This window comes from Sphingopyxis solisilvae, assembly GCF_015475875.1.
Taxonomy (GTDB): Bacteria; Pseudomonadota; Alphaproteobacteria; order Sphingomonadales; family Sphingomonadaceae; genus Sphingopyxis; species Sphingopyxis solisilvae.
This window is the reverse complement of sequence record NZ_JADKYM010000007.1, coordinates 109,160-130,489: the sequence shown is the minus strand read 5'-3', so window position 1 is coordinate 130,489 and position 21,330 is coordinate 109,160. Positions and strand designations below refer to the sequence as shown.

General features: G+C 66.5%; 21 protein-coding genes. 10 read left to right on the top strand and 11 right to left on the bottom strand.

Annotation, left to right across the window (positions count from 1 at the left end):
* Positions 1-18: 18 nt before the first annotated feature.
* Together msrA and IR187_RS07205 are read right to left on the bottom strand one after the other, a co-directional pair.
* On the bottom strand, positions 19-555 hold the full coding sequence (gene msrA, locus IR187_RS07210) for a peptide-methionine (S)-S-oxide reductase MsrA (RefSeq protein WP_194953927.1): 537 nt from the start codon (positions 553-555) through the stop codon (positions 19-21).
* Between the two features lie 55 nt (positions 556-610).
* Complete coding sequence (locus IR187_RS07205) at positions 611-1,606, bottom strand: M48 family metallopeptidase (protein WP_194953926.1); 996 nt, start codon at positions 1,604-1,606, stop codon at positions 611-613.
* A 104-nt stretch (positions 1,607-1,710) separates the two neighbouring features.
* Here IR187_RS07205 and IR187_RS07200 point away from each other — a divergent pair, with 104 nt between their 5' ends.
* The 6 genes from IR187_RS07200 (at position 1,711) to IR187_RS07175 (ending at position 9,077) form a co-directional block, all read left to right on the top strand.
* Positions 1,711-2,760 carry a COX15/CtaA family protein gene (locus IR187_RS07200; RefSeq protein ID WP_194953925.1) on the top strand — a complete coding sequence of 350 codons (1,050 nt, stop codon included), beginning with the start codon at positions 1,711-1,713 and terminating at the stop codon, positions 2,758-2,760.
* Positions 2,757-3,551 carry a hypothetical protein gene (locus tag IR187_RS07195; RefSeq protein ID WP_194953924.1) on the top strand — a complete coding sequence of 265 codons (795 nt, stop codon included), beginning with the start codon at positions 2,757-2,759 and terminating at the stop codon, positions 3,549-3,551. The genes IR187_RS07200 and IR187_RS07195 overlap by 4 nt, the downstream gene beginning before the upstream one ends.
* 149 nt (positions 3,552-3,700) lie before the next feature.
* A complete protein-coding gene (rplM, locus tag IR187_RS07190; protein WP_194953923.1) occupies positions 3,701-4,180 on the top strand; it encodes a 50S ribosomal protein L13 in 480 nt (159 codons plus the stop codon).
* Positions 4,180-4,677, top strand: a complete 498-nt coding sequence (gene rpsI / locus IR187_RS07185) for a 30S ribosomal protein S9 (RefSeq protein WP_194953922.1) — start codon at positions 4,180-4,182, stop codon at positions 4,675-4,677. Before rplM ends, rpsI begins: the two co-directional genes overlap by 1 nt.
* Positions 4,678-4,874: 197 nt before the next feature.
* Positions 4,875-8,381, top strand: coding sequence for an autotransporter domain-containing protein (locus tag IR187_RS07180; protein ID WP_228765611.1), 3,507 nt, complete (start codon positions 4,875-4,877; stop codon positions 8,379-8,381).
* A 135-nt stretch (positions 8,382-8,516) separates the two neighbouring features.
* Positions 8,517-9,077, top strand: a complete 561-nt coding sequence (locus tag IR187_RS07175) for a type 1 glutamine amidotransferase domain-containing protein (RefSeq protein WP_194953921.1) — start codon at positions 8,517-8,519, stop codon at positions 9,075-9,077.
* A 10-nt stretch (positions 9,078-9,087) separates the two neighbouring features.
* On the opposite strand, the gene IR187_RS07170 is transcribed toward IR187_RS07175, so the two are convergent.
* From IR187_RS07170 to IR187_RS07155, 4 genes are read right to left on the bottom strand one after another with little or no spacing between them, the layout of a single operon-like run.
* Positions 9,088-10,128, bottom strand: a complete 1,041-nt coding sequence (locus tag IR187_RS07170; protein ID WP_194953920.1) for a phosphotransferase family protein — start codon at positions 10,126-10,128, stop codon at positions 9,088-9,090.
* Positions 10,125-11,213 carry a hypothetical protein gene (locus IR187_RS07165; RefSeq protein ID WP_194953919.1) on the bottom strand — a complete coding sequence of 363 codons (1,089 nt, stop codon included), beginning with the start codon at positions 11,211-11,213 and terminating at the stop codon, positions 10,125-10,127. The genes IR187_RS07170 and IR187_RS07165 overlap by 4 nt, the downstream gene beginning before the upstream one ends.
* Before the next feature lie 52 nt (positions 11,214-11,265).
* Complete coding sequence (locus IR187_RS07160) at positions 11,266-12,114, bottom strand: metallophosphoesterase family protein (RefSeq protein ID WP_194953918.1); 849 nt, start codon at positions 12,112-12,114, stop codon at positions 11,266-11,268.
* Positions 12,111-12,941: a diacylglycerol/lipid kinase family protein gene (locus tag IR187_RS07155; protein WP_194953917.1), complete on the bottom strand. Its 831-nt coding sequence runs from the start codon at positions 12,939-12,941 to the stop codon at positions 12,111-12,113. The genes IR187_RS07160 and IR187_RS07155 overlap by 4 nt, the downstream gene beginning before the upstream one ends.
* Positions 12,942-13,043: 102 nt before the next feature.
* Between IR187_RS07155 and IR187_RS07150 the strand changes: the two genes are divergently transcribed.
* Entirely contained in the window at positions 13,044-13,820 is a 777-nt protein-coding gene (locus IR187_RS07150) for a nucleotidyltransferase family protein (RefSeq protein WP_194953916.1), read from the top strand.
* Positions 13,821-13,913: 93 nt separating this feature from the next.
* Here the strand turns inward: IR187_RS07150 and IR187_RS07145 are convergent, their stop codons facing one another.
* The 3 genes from IR187_RS07145 to IR187_RS07135 form a co-directional block, all read right to left on the bottom strand.
* Positions 13,914-14,606 carry a nucleoside/nucleotide kinase family protein gene (locus IR187_RS07145; protein WP_194953915.1) on the bottom strand — a complete coding sequence of 231 codons (693 nt, stop codon included), beginning with the start codon at positions 14,604-14,606 and terminating at the stop codon, positions 13,914-13,916.
* A gap of 1 nt (position 14,607) precedes the next feature.
* Positions 14,608-15,348: a methyltransferase family protein gene (locus tag IR187_RS07140; RefSeq protein ID WP_194953914.1), complete on the bottom strand. Its 741-nt coding sequence runs from the start codon at positions 15,346-15,348 to the stop codon at positions 14,608-14,610.
* An 85-nt stretch (positions 15,349-15,433) separates the two neighbouring features.
* On the bottom strand, positions 15,434-16,963 hold the full coding sequence (locus IR187_RS07135; RefSeq protein WP_194953913.1) for a lipopolysaccharide biosynthesis protein: 1,530 nt from the start codon (positions 16,961-16,963) through the stop codon (positions 15,434-15,436).
* Positions 16,964-17,075: 112 nt separating this feature from the next.
* Here IR187_RS07135 and IR187_RS07130 point away from each other — a divergent pair, with 112 nt between their 5' ends.
* The 3 genes from IR187_RS07130 to zapE are packed head-to-tail and all read left to right on the top strand — an operon-like array spanning position 17,076 to position 19,494.
* The gene (locus tag IR187_RS07130; RefSeq protein WP_194953912.1) at positions 17,076-17,858 is read left to right on the top strand and encodes a succinate dehydrogenase iron-sulfur subunit; all 783 of its coding nucleotides are present in this window, start codon (positions 17,076-17,078) and stop codon (positions 17,856-17,858) included.
* Positions 17,855-18,352, top strand: a complete 498-nt coding sequence (locus tag IR187_RS07125) for a PaaI family thioesterase (RefSeq protein ID WP_324187654.1) — start codon at positions 17,855-17,857, stop codon at positions 18,350-18,352. The genes IR187_RS07130 and IR187_RS07125 overlap by 4 nt, the downstream gene beginning before the upstream one ends.
* Complete coding sequence (gene zapE, locus IR187_RS07120) at positions 18,349-19,494, top strand: cell division protein ZapE (RefSeq protein WP_194953955.1); 1,146 nt, start codon at positions 18,349-18,351, stop codon at positions 19,492-19,494. The genes IR187_RS07125 and zapE overlap by 4 nt, the downstream gene beginning before the upstream one ends.
* Here zapE and IR187_RS07115 read toward each other — a convergent pair.
* Positions 19,477-20,454, bottom strand: a complete 978-nt coding sequence (locus tag IR187_RS07115) for a polysaccharide deacetylase family protein (protein WP_228765610.1) — start codon at positions 20,452-20,454, stop codon at positions 19,477-19,479. The genes zapE and IR187_RS07115 overlap by 18 nt on opposite strands.
* 146 nt (positions 20,455-20,600) lie before the next feature.
* On the bottom strand, positions 20,601-21,143 hold the full coding sequence (locus IR187_RS07110; RefSeq protein ID WP_194953910.1) for a phosphatase PAP2 family protein: 543 nt from the start codon (positions 21,141-21,143) through the stop codon (positions 20,601-20,603).
* Positions 21,144-21,330: the final 187 nt, after the last annotated feature.

Below are 21,330 nucleotides of genomic sequence, written 5' to 3'. Positions count from 1 at the left end.
CGGCACCGCCGGGGCGGTTCAGTCCTCGCGCAGCCGGTCGGCGAAGCCCTTGCGCAACTTGGCGAGCTTCGGCGGGATGACCGCCATGCAATAGGGATTGCGCTGACCTTCGCCGTCCCAATAATCCTGATGATAATCCTCGGCCGGATACCATTGCTCCGCGGTTTCGATCGTCGTGACGATCGGATCGGCCCAATCGGCGGCGGCGCGGTCGATCGCCGCGCGCGCGGCCGTTTCCTGCGCGGCATCCAGCGGGAACAGCGCGCTGCGGTACTGGGTGCCGACGTCGTTGCCCTGGCGGTTCAGCGTCGTCGGATCGTGCGTCGCGAAATGGACGTCAAGCAGGTCGTCCAGGCTGATCACCGCCGGGTCAAAGGTGATGCGGATCGCCTCGGCATGGCCGGTGTCGCCGCTGCACACCTGCTTGTAGGTGGGATTGGCGACATGGCCGCCGATATAGCCGCTTTCGACCGCTTCGACCCCGGCCAGCGATTTGAACACCGCTTCGGTACACCAAAAGCAGCCTCCGGCGAAAATGGCGGTTTCGTGGGTCATCGGGTCGATCCTTGATCGGAGTGAGCGTTGCGGTGCAGATAGGGGTCGCGGCGCTTCATTCCAAGGGCGGCAGCGCATCGACCAGCGGCGGGCGCAGCGTTTCGCCGCTGGCCCGCGCGGCGGCAATCACTGCCGCTTCGGCCTGCAGCGTCGCGACGCGCTCGCGCCAGCCGGGGTGGGTGCCGGGCGGGAACAGCGGGCGCCCCTTGCGCTGTCCGAAGCGCGTCCAGAATCGCGCCGCGGCGTCGGGATCATAGCCGGCCCCGGCGAGCAGCCAGACCGACAGCCGGTCGGCCTCGATCTCGGTCTGCTTGAACAGCCGCGCGCTGCGGCCGAACTGTTTGCCCGGCCCGCGGTCGACCCCCGCGGCGTCGAGCCGTTCGCGGTGGCGCAGGATGTTGTGCGCGAGTTCGTGTGCGATCGCCGCGGCCAGTTCGTCGTCGCCCGGCGCGAATGCAATCAACCCCTGATGCACCAGCACCATCCGCCCGTCGGCAACCGCGCCTTCGCGGTTACCCGCCTCGACCCGAAAATCGCTGACGCAGCCCGTCATCGGCACGACGGTCAGCGGTTCGCCCGCGCCGGATGCGACCGACAACGGCGCCGTCGGCGACCGCGCGGCGAGCCCGGTTTCGATCGCGGTGATCCGGGCAAAGGGATGATCGTCCGCGCCGTACGGAACCGGCTTGCTGTCCAGCGCTGTGATCACTTGCCCGACCACCAGCCCGGCAACCGCGGCCGGCGACGACGGCGCCACTGCGGCAACGAAGGGTGCATCTCCGACGCTTGCGCCATAAGCCGCCAACGCCTCGCCGCGTCGCTCCGGCGCATAGAGCCGCGGGTCGCCCCACACCCATCCGAACTGCGGCTGTTGTTTCGCGCACCACCCGGCATTTTCGGTGGTCAGGCGGAAACCGATCGCGGCGACCCGCGCCTCCTGCGCAGCGAGCGTCGCATAGAGGGAGGGTTGGGGCGCCGCCGCGGCAGCGCTCGCTGGCGCGGCGGCCGACAGGGTGCAAGCGGCAAGGATGGTGCGGGCGAGCGATAGCATGCCCGCCGCTTAACAACCCGCGGCTGTCGCGGCCATGAATTTCCCCGCCGACGCCGCTGCCGACCTCTTGCCTATCGGCCGGCAAGCGCCGATAGGGCGGGGCGATGACGAACGCCGCCTCCCAGTCCTCGCCTGCCGCCCGCCAACCCCGCCCCGCCGCGCTCGCGCGCTGGCTGTGGGCGGTCGCGTTGCTGGTCGTGGTCGTCGTCGGGGTCGGCGGGATCACGCGGCTGACCGAATCGGGGCTGTCGATCACCGAATGGCGGCCCGTCTCGGGCGTCCTGCCGCCGCTGAACGAAGCCGACTGGGTCGAGGAGTTCGAGAAATACAAGCAGATCCCCGAATATAAGGAGATCAACCGCGGCATGTCGCTGGACGGGTTCAAGGCGATCTTCTTCTGGGAATGGCTGCACCGCATCCTCGGCCGCGTCGTCGGTTTGGCGATGGTGGTGCCGCTCGCCTGGTATGCGTGGCGCCGGGCGATCCCCGCGGGCTATGGCGGCCGCCTGCTGGCGATCACGTCGCTCGTCGGACTGCAAGGGGCGATCGGCTGGTGGATGGTCGCCTCGGGGCTCGAATATCGTACCGACGTCAGCCATTTCCGGCTCGCCGCGCATCTCCTGACCGCGCTGTTCCTGCTCGCAGGGCTGGTCTGGACCGCGCGCGATCTTGACGGGCTGGCGCGTGGCACCACTGCCCGTCCGGCGCGGCTGACCGGTGGCGGCGTTGCCGTGATCGCGATCCTGTTCGTCCAGTTGCTGCTCGGCGCCTGGGTCGCCGGCCTCAACGCGGGATATGTCTCCAGCAGCTGGCCGTTGATGAACGATCATTTCGTGCCGCAGGGGATCGACTGGAACGGCGGCGCCTGGTTCGCATTGACCCATGATCCGTTCCTGATCCATTTTCTGCACCGCTGGTGGTCGTGGATGGCCGCGCTGGCGTTGTTGCTGCTCGCGCGCAGCGTCGCGCGGCGCGGCGGACGGACCGAGGCCGGGTTGCTGGTCGCCGTCGTCGCTGTCCAGATGGCGCTCGGCATCTGGACGGTGCTGTCCGGCGTGTCGATGTGGGTTGCGGTGGCGCATCAGGTCGTCGGCGCGATCCTCGTCGCGATCGTCGCCGCTGCGCTGCACCGGTTGGGACGCCGCGCCGCATGACCCTGCCGGTTACGGTGGCCGCCGCGCTGCTGCTCTTTGCGCCGTCCATGCAACCGCTTGCCGATGCCCCGACAACGGCAGTGGCAACGGTGAAATTCGCGCCGCCGCTCGGCCGCACGATGACCTACCGGGTTACCACCCGCCGAATCGGTCGTGACGGGTCTCCCGTCATATTTACCCTGGCCTACACGCTGCAATGGCAGCGGCTCGGGCGCGGCTACCAGCTGGAGGCAGTGCTCGACCGGATCGAATCCGACGCCCCGCCCGCGGTCGCCCGCGCGCTGACCCTGATGCTGCAACCGCTGATCGGCGAACGGCTTACCTATCTGGTGCCGGTCGACGGCAGCCGTATTGACCTTGTCGATCCCGAAGGGGTGTGGGTGCGCGTAACGGCACGGGTCGAGGCGGTCGGGGCGAACGGCAACCGCGAAGAGGCGCGGCGCCTCGCCGCCTTGATCGCCGCGCTGCCGGACGCTGAACGCGACCGGCTGGCAACCGCCGACGTCCGCGCGCTGCTCGTTCCGGCAAACGCGATCATCGGCCAGGCCGTGACGGAGGACGCGGCAGCGAACGGACCGCTGCGCACCATGGTCCGGGTCGAACGGGACGGCCGCGCGGGTTCCGTCCCGCTCCGCATCGACCAGCGCTGGACGATCGACACGGCCACGGGCCTGGTCATGCGCGAGCGCCGGCAGAGCTGGGTTACGCCCACGACCGGCGGCGAACCGATGCTGGCCGAAGAGCGTTTGCGGGTGCTCGAACCGGCGCCGGAAATCGGCAAGGTATCATAATACCCGTCAGCAAAGCCGCGATACGCTTGACTTTCGCGCTTCAAATCGTCATTGGCCCGCTCCGAAGCGCCGCTGCGTCCGCCAGGGACACGCGGCGCAACTGTTTCGGGGCGCTGTTGCTCCGGTCCATATCTGTCAAGGAGCGTGCCATGAAGGCGCTGACCAAGACGACCGTTTCGGCGAACGCCGCCACGGTCGAAAAGAAATGGGTGCTGATCGACGCCGAAGGCCTGGTTGTGGGCCGCGTCGCGACGATCATCGCCAACATCCTGCGCGGCAAGCACAAGCCGTCGTTCACCCCGCACGTCGATTGCGGTGACAATGTCATCGTCATCAACGCCGAAAAGGTGGCGTTCACCGGCAAGAAGATGGCCGACAAGCGCTATTACAAGCACACCGGCTATGCCGGCGGCATCAAGGAAACCAGCCCGGCGAAAATCCTCGAAGGCCGTTTCCCCGAGCGCGTGCTCGAAAAGGCCGTCGAACGCATGATCCCGCGCGGTCCGCTCGGCCGCCAGCAGATGCGCAACCTGCGTATCTTCGCCGGCAGCGAACATCCGCATGAAGGGCAGAACCCCGAAGTGATCGACGTCGCGTCGATGAACCGCAAGAACAAGGTGGGTGCATAATGGCTGACGAACAGACCATGACCGATCTCAAGGATCTCGGCGGCGCCGTCGAAGGCACCGTCGCTCCTGCAGCGCCGACCACGCCGCTGCGTGAAAAGATCGTCGACAAGCAGGGCCGCGCCTATGCAACCGGCCGCCGCAAGGACGCCGTCGCCCGCGTGTGGCTCAAGCCCGGCACGGGCAAGATCACCATCAACGGCCGCGACCAGGAAGTCTATTTCGCGCGCCCGACGCTGCGCCTCGTCATCAACCAGCCGTTCGGCCTGACCGATCGCGTCGGCAGCTACGACATTGTTGCCACCGTCAAGGGCGGCGGCCTGTCGGGCCAGGCGGGCGCCGTGCTGCACGGCATCGCGCAGGCGCTGACCCGTTTCGAACCCGCGTTGCGCGGCGTGGTGAAGTCGGCCGGCTTCCTGACCCGCGATAGCCGCGCGGTCGAGCGCAAGAAGTACGGCAAGGCGAAAGCCCGCCGCAGCTTCCAGTTCTCGAAGCGCTAAGTTTTTTCCGCCGACGGGTGGAAAAGGAAGGGCGGTCCGGCAACGGGCCGCCCTTTCTCGTTCCGGTGCCGGCGCGACGAACAGAGTTAAGCAACGGTAAATAGGCCATTGTCTTAATCCGCCGACTGGCTAAGCTACCCCCACGCGCCAAGTCCCCGACCCGGATGCGGCGCACCCAACATACTACGGGGGTAGTTATGAATTTTGTGATGGATTCGCGGCGCTTGCGCCGCGGAGGACTGCTTGCATCCGTGTGTCTCTTCGGGCTGGCGCAGGCCGTTCCGGCACTGGCGCAAGATGCCGGCCTCTATGGTCCGGATGACGACGCGCGGCCGACCGGGGCGGTCGAGATGGCGCACAATGCCGGCTTCGTGCCCGGTACGGGAGAGGGTTTCATCGATCCGGGCGACGCGACCGATACGCCGCAGATCGTCATCAACAACAATTTCACTCCGACCGACGTACGCGATCCCACCAATGTGACCGGGATCGGCCAGGTCGTCACCGATGCCGGCGGCGGGTCGGTAGGCCTTTGCACCGGGACGTTGATCAACCCGCGCACGATCCTGTTCGCCGCGCACTGTGTCAACACGCGCGCGGCGACGGCTTATGGTGCGGGTTCGGGCGGGGTCGGCATCGCCGTAGCCTTTGAAACCAACACCCGCGCCAACGCGCCGGGCGAGACCGACGAGCTGGTGCGCTGGTTGCTGGGGGCGGCCGGTGGTGCCGGCCGGTTCCAGAGCAACCAGGCGCAGTCGCTTTACAACATCAATCAGGTGTTCTGGAATCCGGCGTCGCGGGCGGCCGCGTCGTGTACATCGGCAACATCCTGTTTCCTCGAGGCGGACGTGGCGACCGCAGTGCTCGACACGCCGGCGGGCAATGTCCCGACCTGGGCCTTGCTCTTCTCGCCGCTGGCGACGCCGACCAGCATCAATCCGGCGACCGGCACCGGCTACCATGTGACGATCGCCGGTTATGGCAACAATGGCGTGGGGTCGACGGGCGTCGCGGGCAGCGATTTCCGCCGCCGCGTGGCCGAGAATATGCTGGGCGCGCTTGTCTCGCTCAATACCCGTAACACCTTCCTGTTCGGCACGCCCGGCTCGCCGTCGCGCCCGCAGCAGCTTTATTTCATCGATTTCGACGATCCCGCGCGCGGAACGGCGACCGCCAACGCCCGCGATTTCAACGGATTCCGTGACAATGCCCTGCCGCGGGAAGGCACCACGGGCCCCGGCGACTCGGGTGGTCCCCTGATCCTCGACCAGACATTTTCCAAACCGGTCGTGATTGGGGTGCTGTCGGGTGGCTCGACCTTCTTCGCCGGCCAGCCACAGGGCAGCTATGGCACCCAGGCGTTTTACCAGCCGCTGTTCCTCTATTGGGACTGGATCGTCGCCAACAATCCCTATCGCTACGTCACCGCAGTGGCCGGCAATCGCAACTGGGAAGATGGCACGGCGTGGATCACCGAACTGGATCCGGCCTATCATATCATTGCGGGCGGCCAGCTCGTCAACGGGTTGCCGACCAACCTCGGCGGCACCAATTCAGGCAATGGTCCGCAATTCGGCGAAATGTGTTTCCAGTCGCCCAGTACCTCGCCCAATCCGGCGAGCAACGAGTGCGTCGACATCGCGACCGGTGCGGTTCGCAACGGCGTCCCCAACACCGCGACCGATTCGAGCAGCCCGCTGGTGATCGACCTCGCCACCGGCGAAGGCATGGCGCCGACCGAAACGGCGATGGCTGACCCCGGCTATTCAGACACGCTGCGGCCTGCCCCGACGATCGCCAATGGCCTGCCCGGTGCGACCGGCTTCGTCCCGAACAATGTCGATGGTGTCCGCACCACCGGCGAGATGGGGCGCTACTACGACGTTACGCTGCGCAACACGGGCGCCATCACCTTGAACTCGTCGGTCACCGTCGACCGGTTCACTGTTGCCGGCGCCACATCGCAGCTGAACGTCGCAAGCGGCGCGTCACTCAACAGCCTGATCGAGGTTCGCCAGCTAACCGGCACCGTTAACACCAACGGTACGATCCAGACCGCCGGCGACTATCTCCTGCTCTCCGGTCTGCTCACCGGTGCGGGCACGGTGCGCACGCCGTTTCTCACCAGCGTGCTGGGCAGCATCGCGCCCGGCACGATGACGACGACCGGTACGCTGACGATCGCGGGCAATCTGGTCCTCTCGTCGGGCAGCAATCTGTTCATCGACCTCGGCCCGAGCGGCGCATCCGACGTGCTGGCGGTGGTTGCCAACGGCAGTTCGACAGGTAACGCGACGCTGGGCGGGGCAGTGTCGTTCTCGCCGGTCTCGGGCTACCGGATCACCGCGGGCGACCGTTTCACCTTCCTGACCGCTGCGGGCGGCGTGACCGGCACTTTCGGCTCGGCCTCTTCGCTGTCCGCGATTCTGACGCCGCGGCTGACATACGGGCCCAACAGCGTGTCGGTGGAGATCCAGGCGGGCCTCTACCGCAATGTCGTCGATCCAACCGCGGTCCAAGGCGCCTATGCCCAGCTGCTCGACCAGTCGCGCGGCAATGCGGCGCTGGCCGGCGTCTATGGCCCGCTCGACCTGCAGAGTGCGGCGACGATCCGCGCAACGCTCGATAGCTGGGCGCCGCGCACCGAAACGCTGCGCGGCTCGCTCGCGACGGTGGCGGCGGACAATATGTCGCGCTTCTATCGCGATCGCCTGCTCCAGCTTGACGGCGGCGACATGGGCGGCACGCTGGCGATGATCGGGCGACCGGTTCAACTGGCGCACCTCAACATGACCGCGGTCGGCGCAGCGTCGATGCAGGTCCGGTCGGACAGCGATTCGGTCACGGTGCAGCAGGGGCGCCTGCCCGACGACACCAGCGCCTTCCTGGCGGGCGGCTATCTTGACGGCGACAGCCGTCCGATGGCCAGCGCGCTGCCGGGTGGCGGGCGCGACCGGTTCGACGGTTTCTATCTGGCGGGCGGTATCGAAAAATCGCTGGGCGACAACGGCGTACTCGGCTTCTCGCTCAGCTACACCGATATCGACGGCACGACGCCGGTTGGCGGGCAAAAGGCCAGTGGCACCCTGTATCAGGGAACGCTGTACGGAAAGACCGGCCTCGGCGGAGGCATCGAACTGTCGACGCAGCTCAGCGCCGGCGCGTTCGATTCGCGCACCACACGGATCGCCGATCTGGTGGGCACGCCCTTTACGCTGACGGGCGACGATACGTCGCTGATCGTCACCGGCGAGGTCAGCCTGGCCAAGAACTTCGATCTGGGGTCGATCGAATTCGGGCCGCGCGTTGCGGCGCGGGCGAGCCACATCGGCTTTTCCGACATCAAGGAAAATGGTGGCGGTCCGGCGCTTCGGCTCGACCGGTCGAGCTTCAACAGCGTCCAGGGGCGTGCCGGTCTTGCGCTGTCGGGCAAGCGCGGGAGCAGCTTCCAGCCGCACCTCAGCGCCGATTATGTGCATGAGTTCAAGGATGCCCCGGCGTCTTTTGGTGCCACTTTCGTCGGCGGCCCCGGACCCAATGCCATCTTCGGCCTCGCCGGAACCGACAAGGACTGGTTCGAAGTCGGCGGCGGGATCACGTTCAAGACGGGCAATGTCGATCTGTCGATCGGCGCCGACACGACGATCGGTCGCAAGGATGTGTCGAACCAGAGCTATCGCGGTTCGGTAACCTTCCACTTCTGATCACGACCCGAAAAAAGGGGGAGAGGGCGGTCCGGCGACGGGCCGCCCTTTTTCTGTGCCGCAACGCGCGCGGCACGATGCAACGAGCACAGCGGCGGCAGCGTTCAGGATATTCATCTTGGAAAGGAATATCTCATGGCCAACACCGAACCGCTCGCATCGCAGCGCATCCTGATCATGGCCACCGACGGCTTCGAACAGTCCGAACTCGAAGTCCCGCTGGAGCGGCTGCAGGACGCGGGCGCCGACGTCGACATAGCGTCGCTGCAACTGGGTGACATTACCGGCTGGGACGGCGACGATTGGGGCGACGAGATCGAGGTCGATCTGAAGATCGGCGACGTCAAGATCGACGATTATGCCGCGCTCGTGCTGCCCGGTGGCCAGATCAACCCGGATCTGCTGCGCGTCGATGATGCCGCGGTCGCACTGATCCGCGACTTCGCCGCAGCAGGCAAGCCGGTTGCCGCTATCTGCCACGCGCCGTGGCTGTTGATCGAAGCGGGGCTCGCCCGGGGCAAGCGCCTGACCAGCTACAAATCGATTCGGACCGACGTGGTCAATGCGGGCGCCGATTTCGTCGACGAGGCGGTCGTCGTCGACGGCAATATCATCACCAGCCGCTGTCCCGACGATCTGCCGGCATTTTGCGACGCCATTGTCGCCGCACTCGCCGAGCGCCGCATCGAGGCCTGATCGCCAAAGTTCAGAGCAGATCCAGACTCCCGAGCGCCAGCGCCTGCCGCGCTGGCCGCTCGGCCATCACCGCAAACATCTCGTCGCCGCGGTCGGTGCGTTCGACGTTCATCGATGCAAAAACCGCCATGAAATAGCCGCTGAGCGCCCCGACGCGATAATCGTCCCACAGCGCGGCGATGTCGGGGTCGATGCCCTGTGCCGCCAACGCCGCGATCCAATGGTCGAACGCCGGGCGGTCGGCGGCGGCGCGTTCGAAAGGGTCGGCGATGCTGGTGCCGACGAGATAGGCCAGATCGGTGGCGCCGCTGCCGCGGCCCAATGTCTGCCAGTCGACCAGCCAGCACGCATGTCCATCGGGGGCGAAAAGGATGTTGTCGATGCGCAGGTCGCCGTGGACGATCGTCCGCGCCGCGGGCTCGCGCGTCAGATAGGCGTCGAGCTTCGCCACCATCCCGGCACCGACGTCGAGCAGTTCGGGCGCGAGGCGTGCGGCATAGCGCTCGCGAAATCCCTGATACAGCTGCGGGAAAAGCGCCCGTACCAGATCGCCATTGTCGCGCGCCAGCCACGCGATCTCCGCCAGCCGCGGATCATTCCACAAATGCGCGTGCAACCGCGCCGCCGCGTCGATGCACGGCGCGAGCCCCGCCAGGCCAAGACCGGCCAGCTGGTCGCCTTGCCGCGCCGGGGTCAGGTCGGACAGGATCAAAACGAAGTCGACGTCATCGTCGGCGATCTCGGAGTGATAGCAGTGCGGCGCCGGAACCCCGCTGGCAGCAGCAAGCTCGCGGTACCAGCTGACTTCCTTGACATAGGTGCCGGTCAGCTTGGCGATGTTGCGGCTGGCCGCGTCATGGCTCGGACATTTGGCGACCACGGACGCCGGAGCATCGACGCCGCCGTCCCAGTCGAGCGTCAGGCGGTAACTGTCGCACATCTGGCCGGTGCCGATGCGATCAGCCGTAAAGCCGCGCAATCGCCCGGCGTGCCCCAGAACCGCGCCGAGCCACTCGGCCGTCATTGCCCCGGGCCAGGTCGGAAAGCTCATGCGGCGGGGTCCATGAGCCCGGTGAGACCGGTTGGCGCGTGCGGGCCGACGAACAATTGTTCGAGGACGCCGATACCGACGTCGCGGCGGTCGCCGTCGACGAGTTCGGCAGTGACCAGCGCCTGCACGTGCATCGCCAGCGGATTGCCCCACGCCCGTTCGGCTTCGGACAGGCGGTCATGCGCAACCTCCAGCCCGCCATGATCGAAGCCGTGACCCCAGACCGGGTGGGTGTAACCGAGGCCGCTCATCGCGAACAGCGGTCCGGCAGGCGTAAGGGTCAGGCGTGTGCTGCGATCCAGGTCGGCGGTCAATTTCTGCAGCCGCCGCGTGCCCGGCTGCCATTCAACGGCAAAAACCGGATCGGCGAAGTGGCGCTCGCCGCCGTTGCTGTCGGCCAAGACGGCGCGGCGGTTCCACGCGTCGCCCGCGCCATCGTCATTGCTGTGAAAGAACAGCGAGCGGTCGGAAAAATTGCACGGCGTCCACAGCCAGAAAAATTGGTGAAAATTGCCCTCCGGCGGCGGTTGCGGTTCCGCGGCGCCGACCGGGCGTATCCCCCAGCTGCGGTCGCGCGTCCCCGCCCAGTCGGCGCCCGCCTCGATCCGCTGGCCGCCCACCGCCAGCCGGCCCGACCAGTGGCCGTTCTGGGTCATGCGCGTATAGTCCATGAACAGCCGGGTGCCGTTGCGGCGTGTGAAGCGCGGTTCTTCGATCGGAAAATGGCGCCCGGTGAACTGCAACTCGCCTGATAAAGGGCCGTCGTTGGCCAAAATCTTCAGCGTCAGCTGCTCCAGCGGCGCGTCGATCCGGATCGAAATCGGACCGACGGCAAGATCTAGCCGCTCGCCCGCCGACCGCCTGCTGGCGCGCAGATTATGCTGGACCCCGTCGATCAGCACGCAAAAGGCGGCATCGACGATCCCCAGCTGCGGATAAAAGCCCATCGCCGCGGCAAAGAATACCGACCCGTCGGGCGCATAGCCGTTGAAGAAATAGCGATCGTAGAAATTGCGGTCGGTGCCGGCAAAGGCGATCGGCTCGGCGCTCTGGTGCAGCGGGAAATCGTCGCCCTTGGTCAGCATCTTTTGTCCTCTTCCCGTTTTTTCTTGCAACCTAACGGGATCGGACGCGCCGTCAATGCACCGGGGGATCGACCGGCGGAACGGCGTGGATCGGGGCCACCGGCTCGCCGGGCTCGCGCGGCGGCAGCGCGTCGGGCGGAACATCGGGAATCTGCATCTGCGGGGTCGGCACGTCGGCGATGCTGCGCACCCGCAGCGCGATCGTGCCGCTTGCAATCCGCAGTTCGTTGAAGCTCGGCGGGGTCGACCGGATACGCTGTGACAGGGTTCCCGCACCGATCATGCGCACCGGTCCGTTCGCGGTTCGCGCGACAAGATCAAAGGCGTCGTGGACATGGCCGGTCAGCACCGCCGCGACGCCGCGCGACGCCAGCGTGTCGAGCGCATGTTGCCCGCCGCGGGTCAGCGCGCGCCCCTTCGTCCCCGCCTCGACGAGCGGATGATGCGCGGTGACGATGACCTGTTTGCCCGGCGGCAGCGCGTCGATCGCGGCTATGGTTTTGGCGAGCGCGCGGCGGGTCACCCATCCCTTCGACCAGTCGAGCCGCCACTGCGCGCGCGCCGTGGTTTTCAGTGGCACGACCGCAACCCGGTCGAGATCGAGTTCGTGCTCGACGAGCCGCTCGATCCGGCGGATGCGGCGGTAAGGCCAGAAGAAGCGCGCGAAGGGATTGAAATAGGGCAGGTCGTGATTGCCGACCTCGACGGTGACCGGCACGTCGAGCCGTTCGATCCAGTCGCACGCCGCCGCGAATTCATGGCTGCGCGCGCGCATGGTCAGGTCGCCGGTGATCAGGACGGCATCAGGCTGTTCGCGGCGGACGCAGCCCTTGAACCAGTCGAGCGCGGTGCGATCCTCCAGCCCGAAATGCAGGTCGCTGATATGGAACAGCCGCGTCATGTCGTCGCGACGAAATCGACCGCGCTTGAGGCGAGCGTGAATGTGACGGGCGAGGCGGTTTCGTCCAGTTCGCCGTCATATTCCAGGCTGATTGGCGCGTCGCTTTCCAGCACCACCATGTCCCCCGCCGTGATCGGCTCGCTCGGCCCGTCGCGGAAATCGCCGCCGAGCCAGGCGAGCCCGTGGCGCAGCACGTCGCCGGTGCCTTCGGTCAATATCCCGTCGGCTCGGATACCGCCGTGCGTGGGGGTCAGGATCACCGCCGGATAGGCCGTGTCGTGTCCGGCCACGCGCACCCCCGGCGCGTTCATCATTTCGTCGAGCGCGTCGGGTGCCGACCGGCTCGCCTCGATCAGGCCGTCCTGCCGCATCGTTTCGCGCACCTCGGCCCAGCGTGTGGCGGGCCCGGCGATCACCGTGATGAACGCCTCGCTTTTATCCGACCGGATCGTCGGTATCGGTCGCCGCTGTCCCTTGCCCGCCAGCGCGTCGGCCAGAATCTCCGGCGCCGGTCGGTCGCCGTGCAGCGCCTTTGACAACAGGTTCAGCGTGCCGCCGGGGAGCGGCAGGATCGCGCCATCCCAGTCCGCCGTCTTGCGCGCGGCGGCGTTGATCGTCCCGTCGCCCGTCCACACCAGCAACAGGTCGATGCCATCGGCGGCCAATTGCGCGGCATCCGGCACATCGTCGTCAGGCAGGGCAAAGGTCGCGGCAAGCGGCGCGCCATGGTCGCGGCAGACGGTTTCAATCTGCGCGCGAATGGCTTCGTCGTGGCTGCCGCTCTGGACGTTGCAGATCAGGGCAGGGCGGGTGAACGAGCTGGTCATGCCCGTCCTACGCACGAACGCCGAAAAGGTGGCAGCGCGCGGCGCGTTCCGCGCGATACGCCCGCCTTGTTCGCGGCGATCCGGCGCTGTAGGGCGCTGGCGATGACCGCCAGCATCCCCGCCATCGTGTTAGCCGGCAGCCGGCCCGGACCCGATCCGTTGCTTGGCGGCAGCGGTGTGTCGACCAAGGCGCTGCTCCCCGTCGTGGGCCAGCCGATGCTGGTCCATGTTTTACGCGCGCTGCGCGCCTCGTCGCAGGTCGGGCCGATCACGGTGCTGGCGCAGAACAGCGCCGAACTCGCCGCCGTGTCGGGCCTTGCCGCCTTCGCCGATCTGCATTTTGTCGATTCCGGAAGGGGCATCAGCAGCTCGCTCGCTGCCGCACTCCCGCCGCATGACGCGCCGGTGCTGGTCACGACCGCCGACAATGTGTTGCTGACGCCGACGATGATCGCCGAGTTCTTGGCTGGCGCAGAGCAAAGCGACGTCGCGGTGGCGATGGTCGAGCGGAACGTCCTGTTCGCGCGCTATCCGCAATCGCGGCGCACCTGGCTCAAGTTCCGCGGCGGCTGGTGGTCGGGGGCCAATCTGTTTTACCTGCGCGGGCGGCGCGCGCTGCCGCTGCTCGATTTCTGGGGGCGGATCGAACGCGACCGCAAAAAGGGGCTGAAGATCGTCGCCGCTTTCGGCCCGTGGCTGCTGATCGGCGCGCTGCTCGGCCTGTTCACGATCCAACAGGGGGTCGCGCGCGCGGGCCGGCGTTTCGGCCTTGCCGCGACGGTCGTGCCAATGTCCGAACCCGAAGCGTGCATCGACGCCGACAAACCGGCCGATATCGCGCTGATTGAGACGATTATGGCAAGCAAAACCGGCCTCTAATTTCCGCTTGTGTCGAGCGAAGTCGAGACACGTGAAGTCGTGCACGAACCCAGCGTGTCTCGACTTCGCTCGACACGAACGGAGAGGTGGGGGTCAGGCGGAGGCCAACGCTCTATCGACGGCCGCGGTCGCCAACGCCAGCTCCTCGGCATAGGGCATCGTCGCGTCGATATCGACGATCGGCGCGCCGTTGAACAGCAGCAGCGCCACCGTTTCGACCTTGCGGGTGATCAGCGTACGGTCGTGGTCGGGCTTGCGCGCCATCACGGTATCGACATCGACGTGCAGGCGAATCACCAGCGTCGGTCGGTACGCCGCCATCTCCACATAGAGCGCGTATTCCGCGGCCTGCATCGCGGCGAGCCGCTGGCTGGTCGCGATGCCCGCGAGGATCGGTCCGTCGTGCAGGCCGGGGACTTCGACCTGGGGGTAACGGTCGGTAACGATCACCTTGCCTGCACGCCGCTGCGCGAGGAGCGCGTCGAACCTGGCACGGCGCTTCCGCGACTTGTTCAGTGCATAGCGCGCGGCCAGATAGCCGGGGATCGGCTCGCCGGGCTCGCGCAAGCGGTCGGCGATGCCGTCGAGGAAGCGGTGCAGCGGCGGGCCGATGACCGGCCAGCGTCCGATCCGCCGCCCCTGCTCGCCCGAACCGAGACCGAGGTAGCCGGACTCCGCCGCACGGCTCTGCTGGATATGCGCGAGCAGGTCCGCCGACAGCGTCGACTTGCCCGACCCGTCGCTGCCGACGACTGCGATCAGGGGAGCGAGGTCGCCCCCCATCAATTCAGCTCAATTCCTTGAAGAAGCCGGCCATTTTCAGCCCGCCGATGATAAAGCGGACGACGACCAGCGCCGCATAGGCATAGACCCAGTTCCATTGCGCTGCGGTCAGCGCGTCGAAATTGAAGTCGAGCCGCGCGAACCAGGTCAGGAAGACGGTGGTGGCGAGCAGGAACAGCTTGTTCTGTTCGCGCCAGATCATCCGCTTCCACCAGAAGGGATATTTGGGTTTCACCCAGCCGTGCAGGCGGGGAAGCAGCGCGGGAACGTCCTTCGCCCATTCGGCGTGCGCCGCGCCGAATTTTTCGCGCAGAAATTCTTCCTCATAAATCGAAATGCGTTCGTAGATCAGGATCGCGAGCAGGAAAACGATCGCGCCGAACACCCAGCTGCCCGACAGCATCGCGATGCCGGTGAAGTTCAGGATGCGCCCGACGTAGAGGGGGTTGCGCACCAGGCTGTACGGCCCGGTCGTGTTGAGTTCGCTTGCCTCCGCGGCGACCTTGGCGCGGCCTGAAGTCCCGAGCGCGGCCCAGCCGCTGGTGAACACGCGCACGATCGCCCCGGCGCTGGCGACGCCGAGCGACAGCCAGAACCAGGCGCAATCGCCGAACGCCGATTGGAACGGACCCCAGTCCTTGCTGCACCAGGCAATCAGCACCGAAATCGCGATGGTGATATAGATATAGGTGCCGCGAATGAAAAAGAGGCGCTTGCCGCTGCGCGCGAGTTCGGTCTGGTACATGGGTTCCGCCTGTTGGCCGCAGTGCGGCATCACGATAAGTGGCACCGCTCTAGCGAATTTTGCGGCCAAAATAAGACCGAATCTTTCAGACGAGCCGCAGCTTGCGCCCCATCTTGCCCAGCGAAGTGCGGTCGGCGTGGGGCAGGGCAAAGCGCAGCGACAACCAGATCGCACCGACCGCGAGCAGCACGATCAGCGGCAGCGCTACCGCGTCGGGCAATTGCCCCGCCAGCAGCGCGGCGCCGCCGGCGACGAGCATGATCGCCAGTCCCTTGATGGCCACGGCCGGAAACTGACGGTCAAAGGGGTGGAGTTTTTCGTTCAACGCCAGCTGCACCATCGGAATGCCGCCCATGACGACCAGCCCGATCGACATCGCCAGCGTGACACCGGTCAGTGCGTCCATCCGCCCGACGATGAGGGTGCCTGCCGCGACGGCCACGATCACCCCGATGATGCTGGCGGTCAGCTGGTGACGGAAAGCGGCGACGACTTGCAGCACGGGCAGCGAGATGCCCAGCACCGCTTCGACAGCGCGCGCAAACAGCAGGATGACGAGCGCGGCCTGCGCAACCCTGGCCTCGGCGCCGAACAGGCTGAGCAGCGGTGCGCTGCCCGCCGCCAGCACCGCGGCGAGCGGCAGCGCGATCGCGGCGATCAACCGCGTGGCATAGGCATAGATGTCGGCCACTTGCGCGCGATCCTCGCGCTCGGCGCTCGCCGCCAGCGGCGCCATGACATAGACGAAGGCGATGCGGACCAGCTGGACGACGCTCGACAATTTGCGCGCGATCGTGAACAGGCCCGCCGCCGCCGCGCCCGCCGCGCCGGGCAGCAGCAGGTTGAGGATCAGCGCCGGCGCGTCGCCGAACAGCCGCGCGATCACGTTCGACGGCAGGATCGACAGTCCCGCCCAAAAGGTGTTGCGCGCCGTTTCGCTGCCGCGGCCGCCGCGCAGCAGTTCGCCGAATACATAATAGCGGCGCAGCAGGCGAACGCACAGGATCGCGGTAATCGCCAGCGAGCAGAGGTGCGCGATGAACAGGCCTTTCAGCCCCAGCCCGCCCGCAAAGAACATCCCCGCGAACACCAGTCGCATGATCTGCTCCCACACGATCCGCAGGCGGATTTCGGCGCCGAACACCATGCGCGCGCGCATTGCAGACGTCGCGATTTCGACAAACGCCCACAAGGGCAGCGCCCACACGAACAGCTGGATCGCGGGAATGACGAGCGGCCGGTCGCGTTCGGCGACGTTCAGCAACGGCGCGAGGTCGGCGGCGAACAGGGCTATGATCGCTGCGACGATCAGGCACGGTCCGACGCCCCAGAACATCGCGGTGCGCAGCGCCGCGGCGGCCTCGGCATCGCTCGCCGATTGCGGCACCGTGCGCTGCATCGCGCTGGTCATGCCCAGGTCGAAGATATTCTCGAGCAGGTTGATCGTAGCCCACAGCACGGCATAGAGGCCGTATCCCGCGAGCCCGAACATCAGCACATAAAGTGGCTGCGCAACGATCTCGACCACCGCGCCCAGCCGTGCGAGGACCGTGGTGCCAAGCCCGCGTGCAACGTGACGGCTGGTGACAGCAGGTTGGGCGGCGCTTTCGGTCATCGCCGCGGCCCTAGCGCCTTGCCCGCGCCCCTGCCAGCGGCTTTCGCATCACCCCTTGTCGTTGCCGCCAATCGGGTCTAGTCAGCCCGCAATTGCACAGGGAGCCCGCGACATGGCCGAATTCCGCCTGCCCAAGAACAGCCGCCCGCAAAAGACGGGCCAGGTCCACAAGGCCGAGGGCGCGGCGGCGGTCAAACGGTTCAAAGTCTATCGCTACGATCCCGACAGTGGTCAGAACCCGCGCTTCGACACGTTCGAGATCGACACGGAAAAATGCGGTCCGATGGTGCTCGATGCGCTCATCAAGATGAAAAGCGAGCAGGATGCGTCGCTGACCTTCCGCCGTTCGTGCCGCGAGGGGATTTGCGGCAGCTGTTCGATGAACATGAATGGCAAGAACGGCCTCGCCTGCACCACCGCGATCGAAGATCTGAAGGGTGACATCACGATCACCCCGCTGCCCGCGATGGACGTGATCAAGGATCTGGTCCCCGACTTCACCCATTTCTACGCCCAATATGCGTCGATCGAACCGTGGCTCAAAACCAAGACGACGACGCCGAGCGGCAAGGAACGGCTGCAATCGCCCGCCGAACGCGAAAAGCTCGACGGCCTCTACGAGTGCATCCTGTGCGCCTGCTGCTCGACCAGCTGCCCCAGTTATTGGTGGAACAGCGACAAGTTTCTGGGCCCCGCGATCCTGCTCCAGGCCTATCGCTGGCTCGCCGACAGCCGCGACGAATATACCGGCGAACGGCTCGACGAGCTCGAAGATCCGTTCCGTCTCTATCGTTGTCACACGATCATGAACTGCTCGAACGCCTGCCCGAAGGGATTGAGCCCGGCGCGCGCGATCGCCGAGATCAAGAAGCTCGAGGCCGAGCGGCAGGTGTGAACGACGGGATCGAGGAGCCGCGCCGCGCCGACCATTTCAGTGCCGAGGCGCAGGGCGATGGTTGGCTCAGCTGGGATCTGAAGGACCCGACGCGGTTCAACAGCTTTATCGAGCCGCTGACGGTGCGGGTCGAACCGCCGACGCCCGATGGTCGCCCCTGTGCGCGGGTGCGGATGATCCCCGAGCGCAAGCACAGCAATCTGGGCGACAATGTCCATGGCGCGGTGACGCTCGCGCTCGTCGACATCGCGTTGTTCGCGGCGTCGCACCAGTTCGGGTCGCTGAACGCCGGCCATTCGGTGACGCTCGACCTATCGACGCAGTTCGTCGGGGCGGGACGCGTCGGCGAACCACTGGACGCGGTCGTCGAGCTGGTGCGCGAAACGGGACGCCTGATCTTCCTGCGCGGGCTGGTCGTCCAGGGTGAGCGTGACAGCCATATTGTCCTGTCCTTCGCCGGCACCATTCGCAAGGCGAGCAAGGATCGCGGCTGATGTCGGTGCTGGCGGCTTATGACGCACTCGTCGCGGGCGGCGAACTCCGCCCCGACCCCGAACAGCGTGCCGCTGCCGAGCGCTTGAACGCCCTGCAAACCGAACTGGAAGCTGTGCCGCCGCGCGGCAGCCTGTTGTGGCGGCTGACCGGCCGCAAACCCGATGCGCCGCGCGGGGTTTATCTGTGGGGCGCGGTCGGTCGCGGCAAGTCGATGCTGATGGATCTGTTTTACGACCAGCTATCGATCGCGCGCAAACGCCGCGTCCATTTCCACGCCTTCATGCTCGACGTCCATGCGCGGATGCGCGAGGTCCGCAAGAGCGAGGCGGGCGATCCGATCCCGCTGGTCGCCGACGCGCTGGTCGCCGACGTGCGCTGCCTGGCGTTCGACGAGATGGTGGTGAACAACAGCGCCGACGCGATGATCCTTTCGCGCCTGTTCACCGCGCTGATCGACCGCGGGGTGTGCGTGGTCGCGACGTCGAACCGGCCGCCGTCCGACCTGTACAAGGACGGGCTCAACCGCGAGCATTTCCTGCCCTTTATCGCGCTGGTCGAGGCAAAACTCGATGTCATGGGACTCAACGGCCCGACCGATTATCGCCGCGACCGGCTGGGCGACGGCGCGCGCTGGTTCGTTCCCGCCGACGATGCAGCGAGCGCGGCGTTGTCGGCGGCGTTCTTTCGCCTCACCGACTATCCGCCCGAGGACCGCGCGCACGTACCCTCGCTCGATCTCGACCTGGGCGGCGGGCGGACGCTGCATGTCCCGAAAGCGCTGAAAGGCGTCGCGGTCTTTTCGTTCAAGCGGCTGTGCGCCGAAGCGCGCGGTGCGTCGGACTATCTGGCGATCGCGCGCCATTTTCACACCGTCATCATCGTCGGCATCCCGCGCATGGGGCCGGAAAATCGCAATGAAGCCGCGCGTTTTGTGACGCTCGTCGATGCGCTCTACGAATATAAGGCCAAGCTGCTGGCCAGCGCGGCGGCGATGCCCGACGATCTGTATGTGGCGGGTGACGGGGCATTCGAGTTCGAGCGCACTGCGAGCCGTCTGTCCGAAATGCAGTCGGACGATTATCTTGCGCTGGGCCACGGACCCGGCGACGGCGCGTTCTCGGGGTCAAGCCAGGACCAGTAATATACCGCTGGCGATCTTGCCCCAGCGCGACGAATTGACCGTGACCGCAACCACATCGCGGACATAACGCACTTCGTGGGCCAGATGACCGTACCCCTGCTCGATCACGCGGCGCAGGGTGCGGAACGGTCGGGGCGCGGGAACATGAATGCGCACCGGCCGCGCCGGGGGCGCCGGCAGGCTGGCGATCCCGCCGCTGGTCACCCGCGGATCGTCGGCGACGGCGCGGCACAGCGCCTCCATGCGCGAAATCGCCAGGCGGTTCGGCACGCGCCGGTCGCGGCTGAGCAGTTCGAAACTGTGGCTGAAGGCCGAAAACTGGACCGCGCCGCTGGCGGCGGCATGGTCCAGCGCGTCGCGCATTTCCTCTTCGGACATCGCGCACAGCTGGGCTGGGCGAAAGCGGCTGGCGCGGTCGCGCAGCCCGCTGACCGGTACCTCGGCAACGCCGTGATGGATCCGCACACCCAGATTGGCGGCGTCGAGCGAAATCGCGCAGCCGCGACCCAGATAGGCGCCGTTGAAGCTGCTGTCGAAAGCAAATCCCAGCGCCGCGAGCGCGCGCAGCGTGTCGTCGTTGGCGCCGAAATTGCCGGCACGAAACGCGGTGGGCTTTGGTGCCCCGGCACCGACCAGAATGTCGCGCGCCAGCGCGATGAGCTTTTTCTGCGCCGCCAGCGGAAAATCGCCGATGTTGCGGCCGGTCAGCCGCCCGACCGGATTGAAGCGGGCGAATTTCAACCATTCGGTGTGGATATGCAGTTGGACTTCGTGTCCGCGCCGGACGATCGGCTGGACGATCTCGTCGATAATTTTGGGCCCATAGACCAGGGCCGGCATCGGGTCGACGAAATAGACCCCTTTCAGGCCGTGCTGCTCGAGCATGTCCATCTGGAAGTGAATGCCGAAATCGCCTTCGCGGCAGCGGCCAAGGATCGAGCTTTCGAAATTGGCACGCATGTCCACGCCCCGTTGGTAGAGGCCGGCGGACATTTCGGTGTCAAAACTGATGATCGCTCGCGTCACTCCGGAATCCTAGCGTTGCCGGAATAAAGGAGGGTTAACCCGGGACTGTGGTCCGACGCAATCGCCGGTCAAAAGACCGGTCAGAAACGCAGAGCAAGATGTGCCCCGGCACCTTTGGTATCGGCCCAGGGGACCAGTTGCACCTGTGCGTTCGCCTTGCGGGTGACCAGATGGCCAACAGCGGTGCCAACGGCGGCGCCGACCAGCACGTCGCCGACGCGGTGCTTGCGCGCCTCGACCCGCGACAACCCGACGAACGAGGCGACCAGATAGGCGGGAAGGCCTGCCTCCCACCCGTAACGATTGTGGAGTGTCGCCGCCGCGGCAAAGCTGGTGGAGGTGTGGCCCGACGGAAAGCTCTTGTTGTCGCTGCCGTCGGGCCGGCGCGACGGAAACACTTCTTTCATCCCCTGGGTCAGCAAAATCGTCCCGCCGATGCTGCCACCCGCCTGCAATACGCCGTTCCAGTCGCGCTGCACCGCCGGTACGCCAAAGGCCGCGACCACCAGCGCATTTTTGGCGACGGTTCCGGTGTCGTTCCAGCCCTTTTCGCTTGCCCGCGCGGGTGCGGCAGCGGCAAGCGCGACGGCGACGGCCGCCAGTCCGAGGGTTCTTGCGGCCATGACTTGTCCTTCCGATTGGTTCCGCTCCCGGCTGCCCGCGCAGCCATCCCGATCATACCGTACCCCGCTTCGCGCACCAAGGCTATGTTGCACTTTCGTGACAGTGCCGAGCGTGAGCGATTGCCACCTGCCGCCATTTATTACTATTGCGAACTATTTGCAAAAAAACCCTGATTTTCGCCCTTTT

Excerpts from the sequence above, each read along its gene's own strand:
- IR187_RS07110 (WP_194953910.1), bottom strand. The coding sequence starts at position 21,143 with ATGGCCGCAAGAACCCTCGGACTGGCGGCCGTCGCCGTCGCGCTTGCC.
- IR187_RS07155 (WP_194953917.1), bottom strand. The coding sequence starts at position 12,941 with ATGACCAGCTCGTTCACCCGCCCTGCCCTGATCTGCAACGTCCAGAGC.
- msrA (WP_194953927.1), bottom strand. The coding sequence starts at position 555 with ATGACCCACGAAACCGCCATTTTCGCCGGAGGCTGCTTTTGGTGTACC.
- IR187_RS07150 (WP_194953916.1), top strand. The coding sequence starts at position 13,044 with ATGACCGCCAGCATCCCCGCCATCGTGTTAGCCGGCAGCCGGCCCGGA.
- IR187_RS07130 (WP_194953912.1), top strand. The coding sequence starts at position 17,076 with ATGGCCGAATTCCGCCTGCCCAAGAACAGCCGCCCGCAAAAGACGGGC.
- IR187_RS07160 (WP_194953918.1), bottom strand. The coding sequence starts at position 12,114 with ATGACGCGGCTGTTCCATATCAGCGACCTGCATTTCGGGCTGGAGGAT.
- IR187_RS07135 (WP_194953913.1), bottom strand. The coding sequence starts at position 16,963 with ATGACCGAAAGCGCCGCCCAACCTGCTGTCACCAGCCGTCACGTTGCA.
- IR187_RS07170 (WP_194953920.1), bottom strand. The coding sequence starts at position 10,128 with ATGAGCTTTCCGACCTGGCCCGGGGCAATGACGGCCGAGTGGCTCGGC.
- IR187_RS07115 (WP_228765610.1), bottom strand. The coding sequence starts at position 20,454 with ATGCGTGCCAATTTCGAAAGCTCGATCCTTGGCCGCTGCCGCGAAGGC.
- IR187_RS07205 (WP_194953926.1), bottom strand. The coding sequence starts at position 1,606 with ATGCTATCGCTCGCCCGCACCATCCTTGCCGCTTGCACCCTGTCGGCC.
- IR187_RS07195 (WP_194953924.1), top strand. The coding sequence starts at position 2,757 with ATGACCCTGCCGGTTACGGTGGCCGCCGCGCTGCTGCTCTTTGCGCCG.
- IR187_RS07140 (WP_194953914.1), bottom strand. The coding sequence starts at position 15,348 with ATGTACCAGACCGAACTCGCGCGCAGCGGCAAGCGCCTCTTTTTCATT.
- rpsI (WP_194953922.1), top strand. The coding sequence starts at position 4,180 with ATGGCTGACGAACAGACCATGACCGATCTCAAGGATCTCGGCGGCGCC.
- IR187_RS07165 (WP_194953919.1), bottom strand. The coding sequence starts at position 11,213 with ATGCTGACCAAGGGCGACGATTTCCCGCTGCACCAGAGCGCCGAGCCG.
- rplM (WP_194953923.1), top strand. The coding sequence starts at position 3,701 with ATGAAGGCGCTGACCAAGACGACCGTTTCGGCGAACGCCGCCACGGTC.
- IR187_RS07200 (WP_194953925.1), top strand. The coding sequence starts at position 1,711 with ATGACGAACGCCGCCTCCCAGTCCTCGCCTGCCGCCCGCCAACCCCGC.
- IR187_RS07180 (WP_228765611.1), top strand. The coding sequence starts at position 4,875 with ATGAATTTTGTGATGGATTCGCGGCGCTTGCGCCGCGGAGGACTGCTT.
- IR187_RS07175 (WP_194953921.1), top strand. The coding sequence starts at position 8,517 with ATGGCCAACACCGAACCGCTCGCATCGCAGCGCATCCTGATCATGGCC.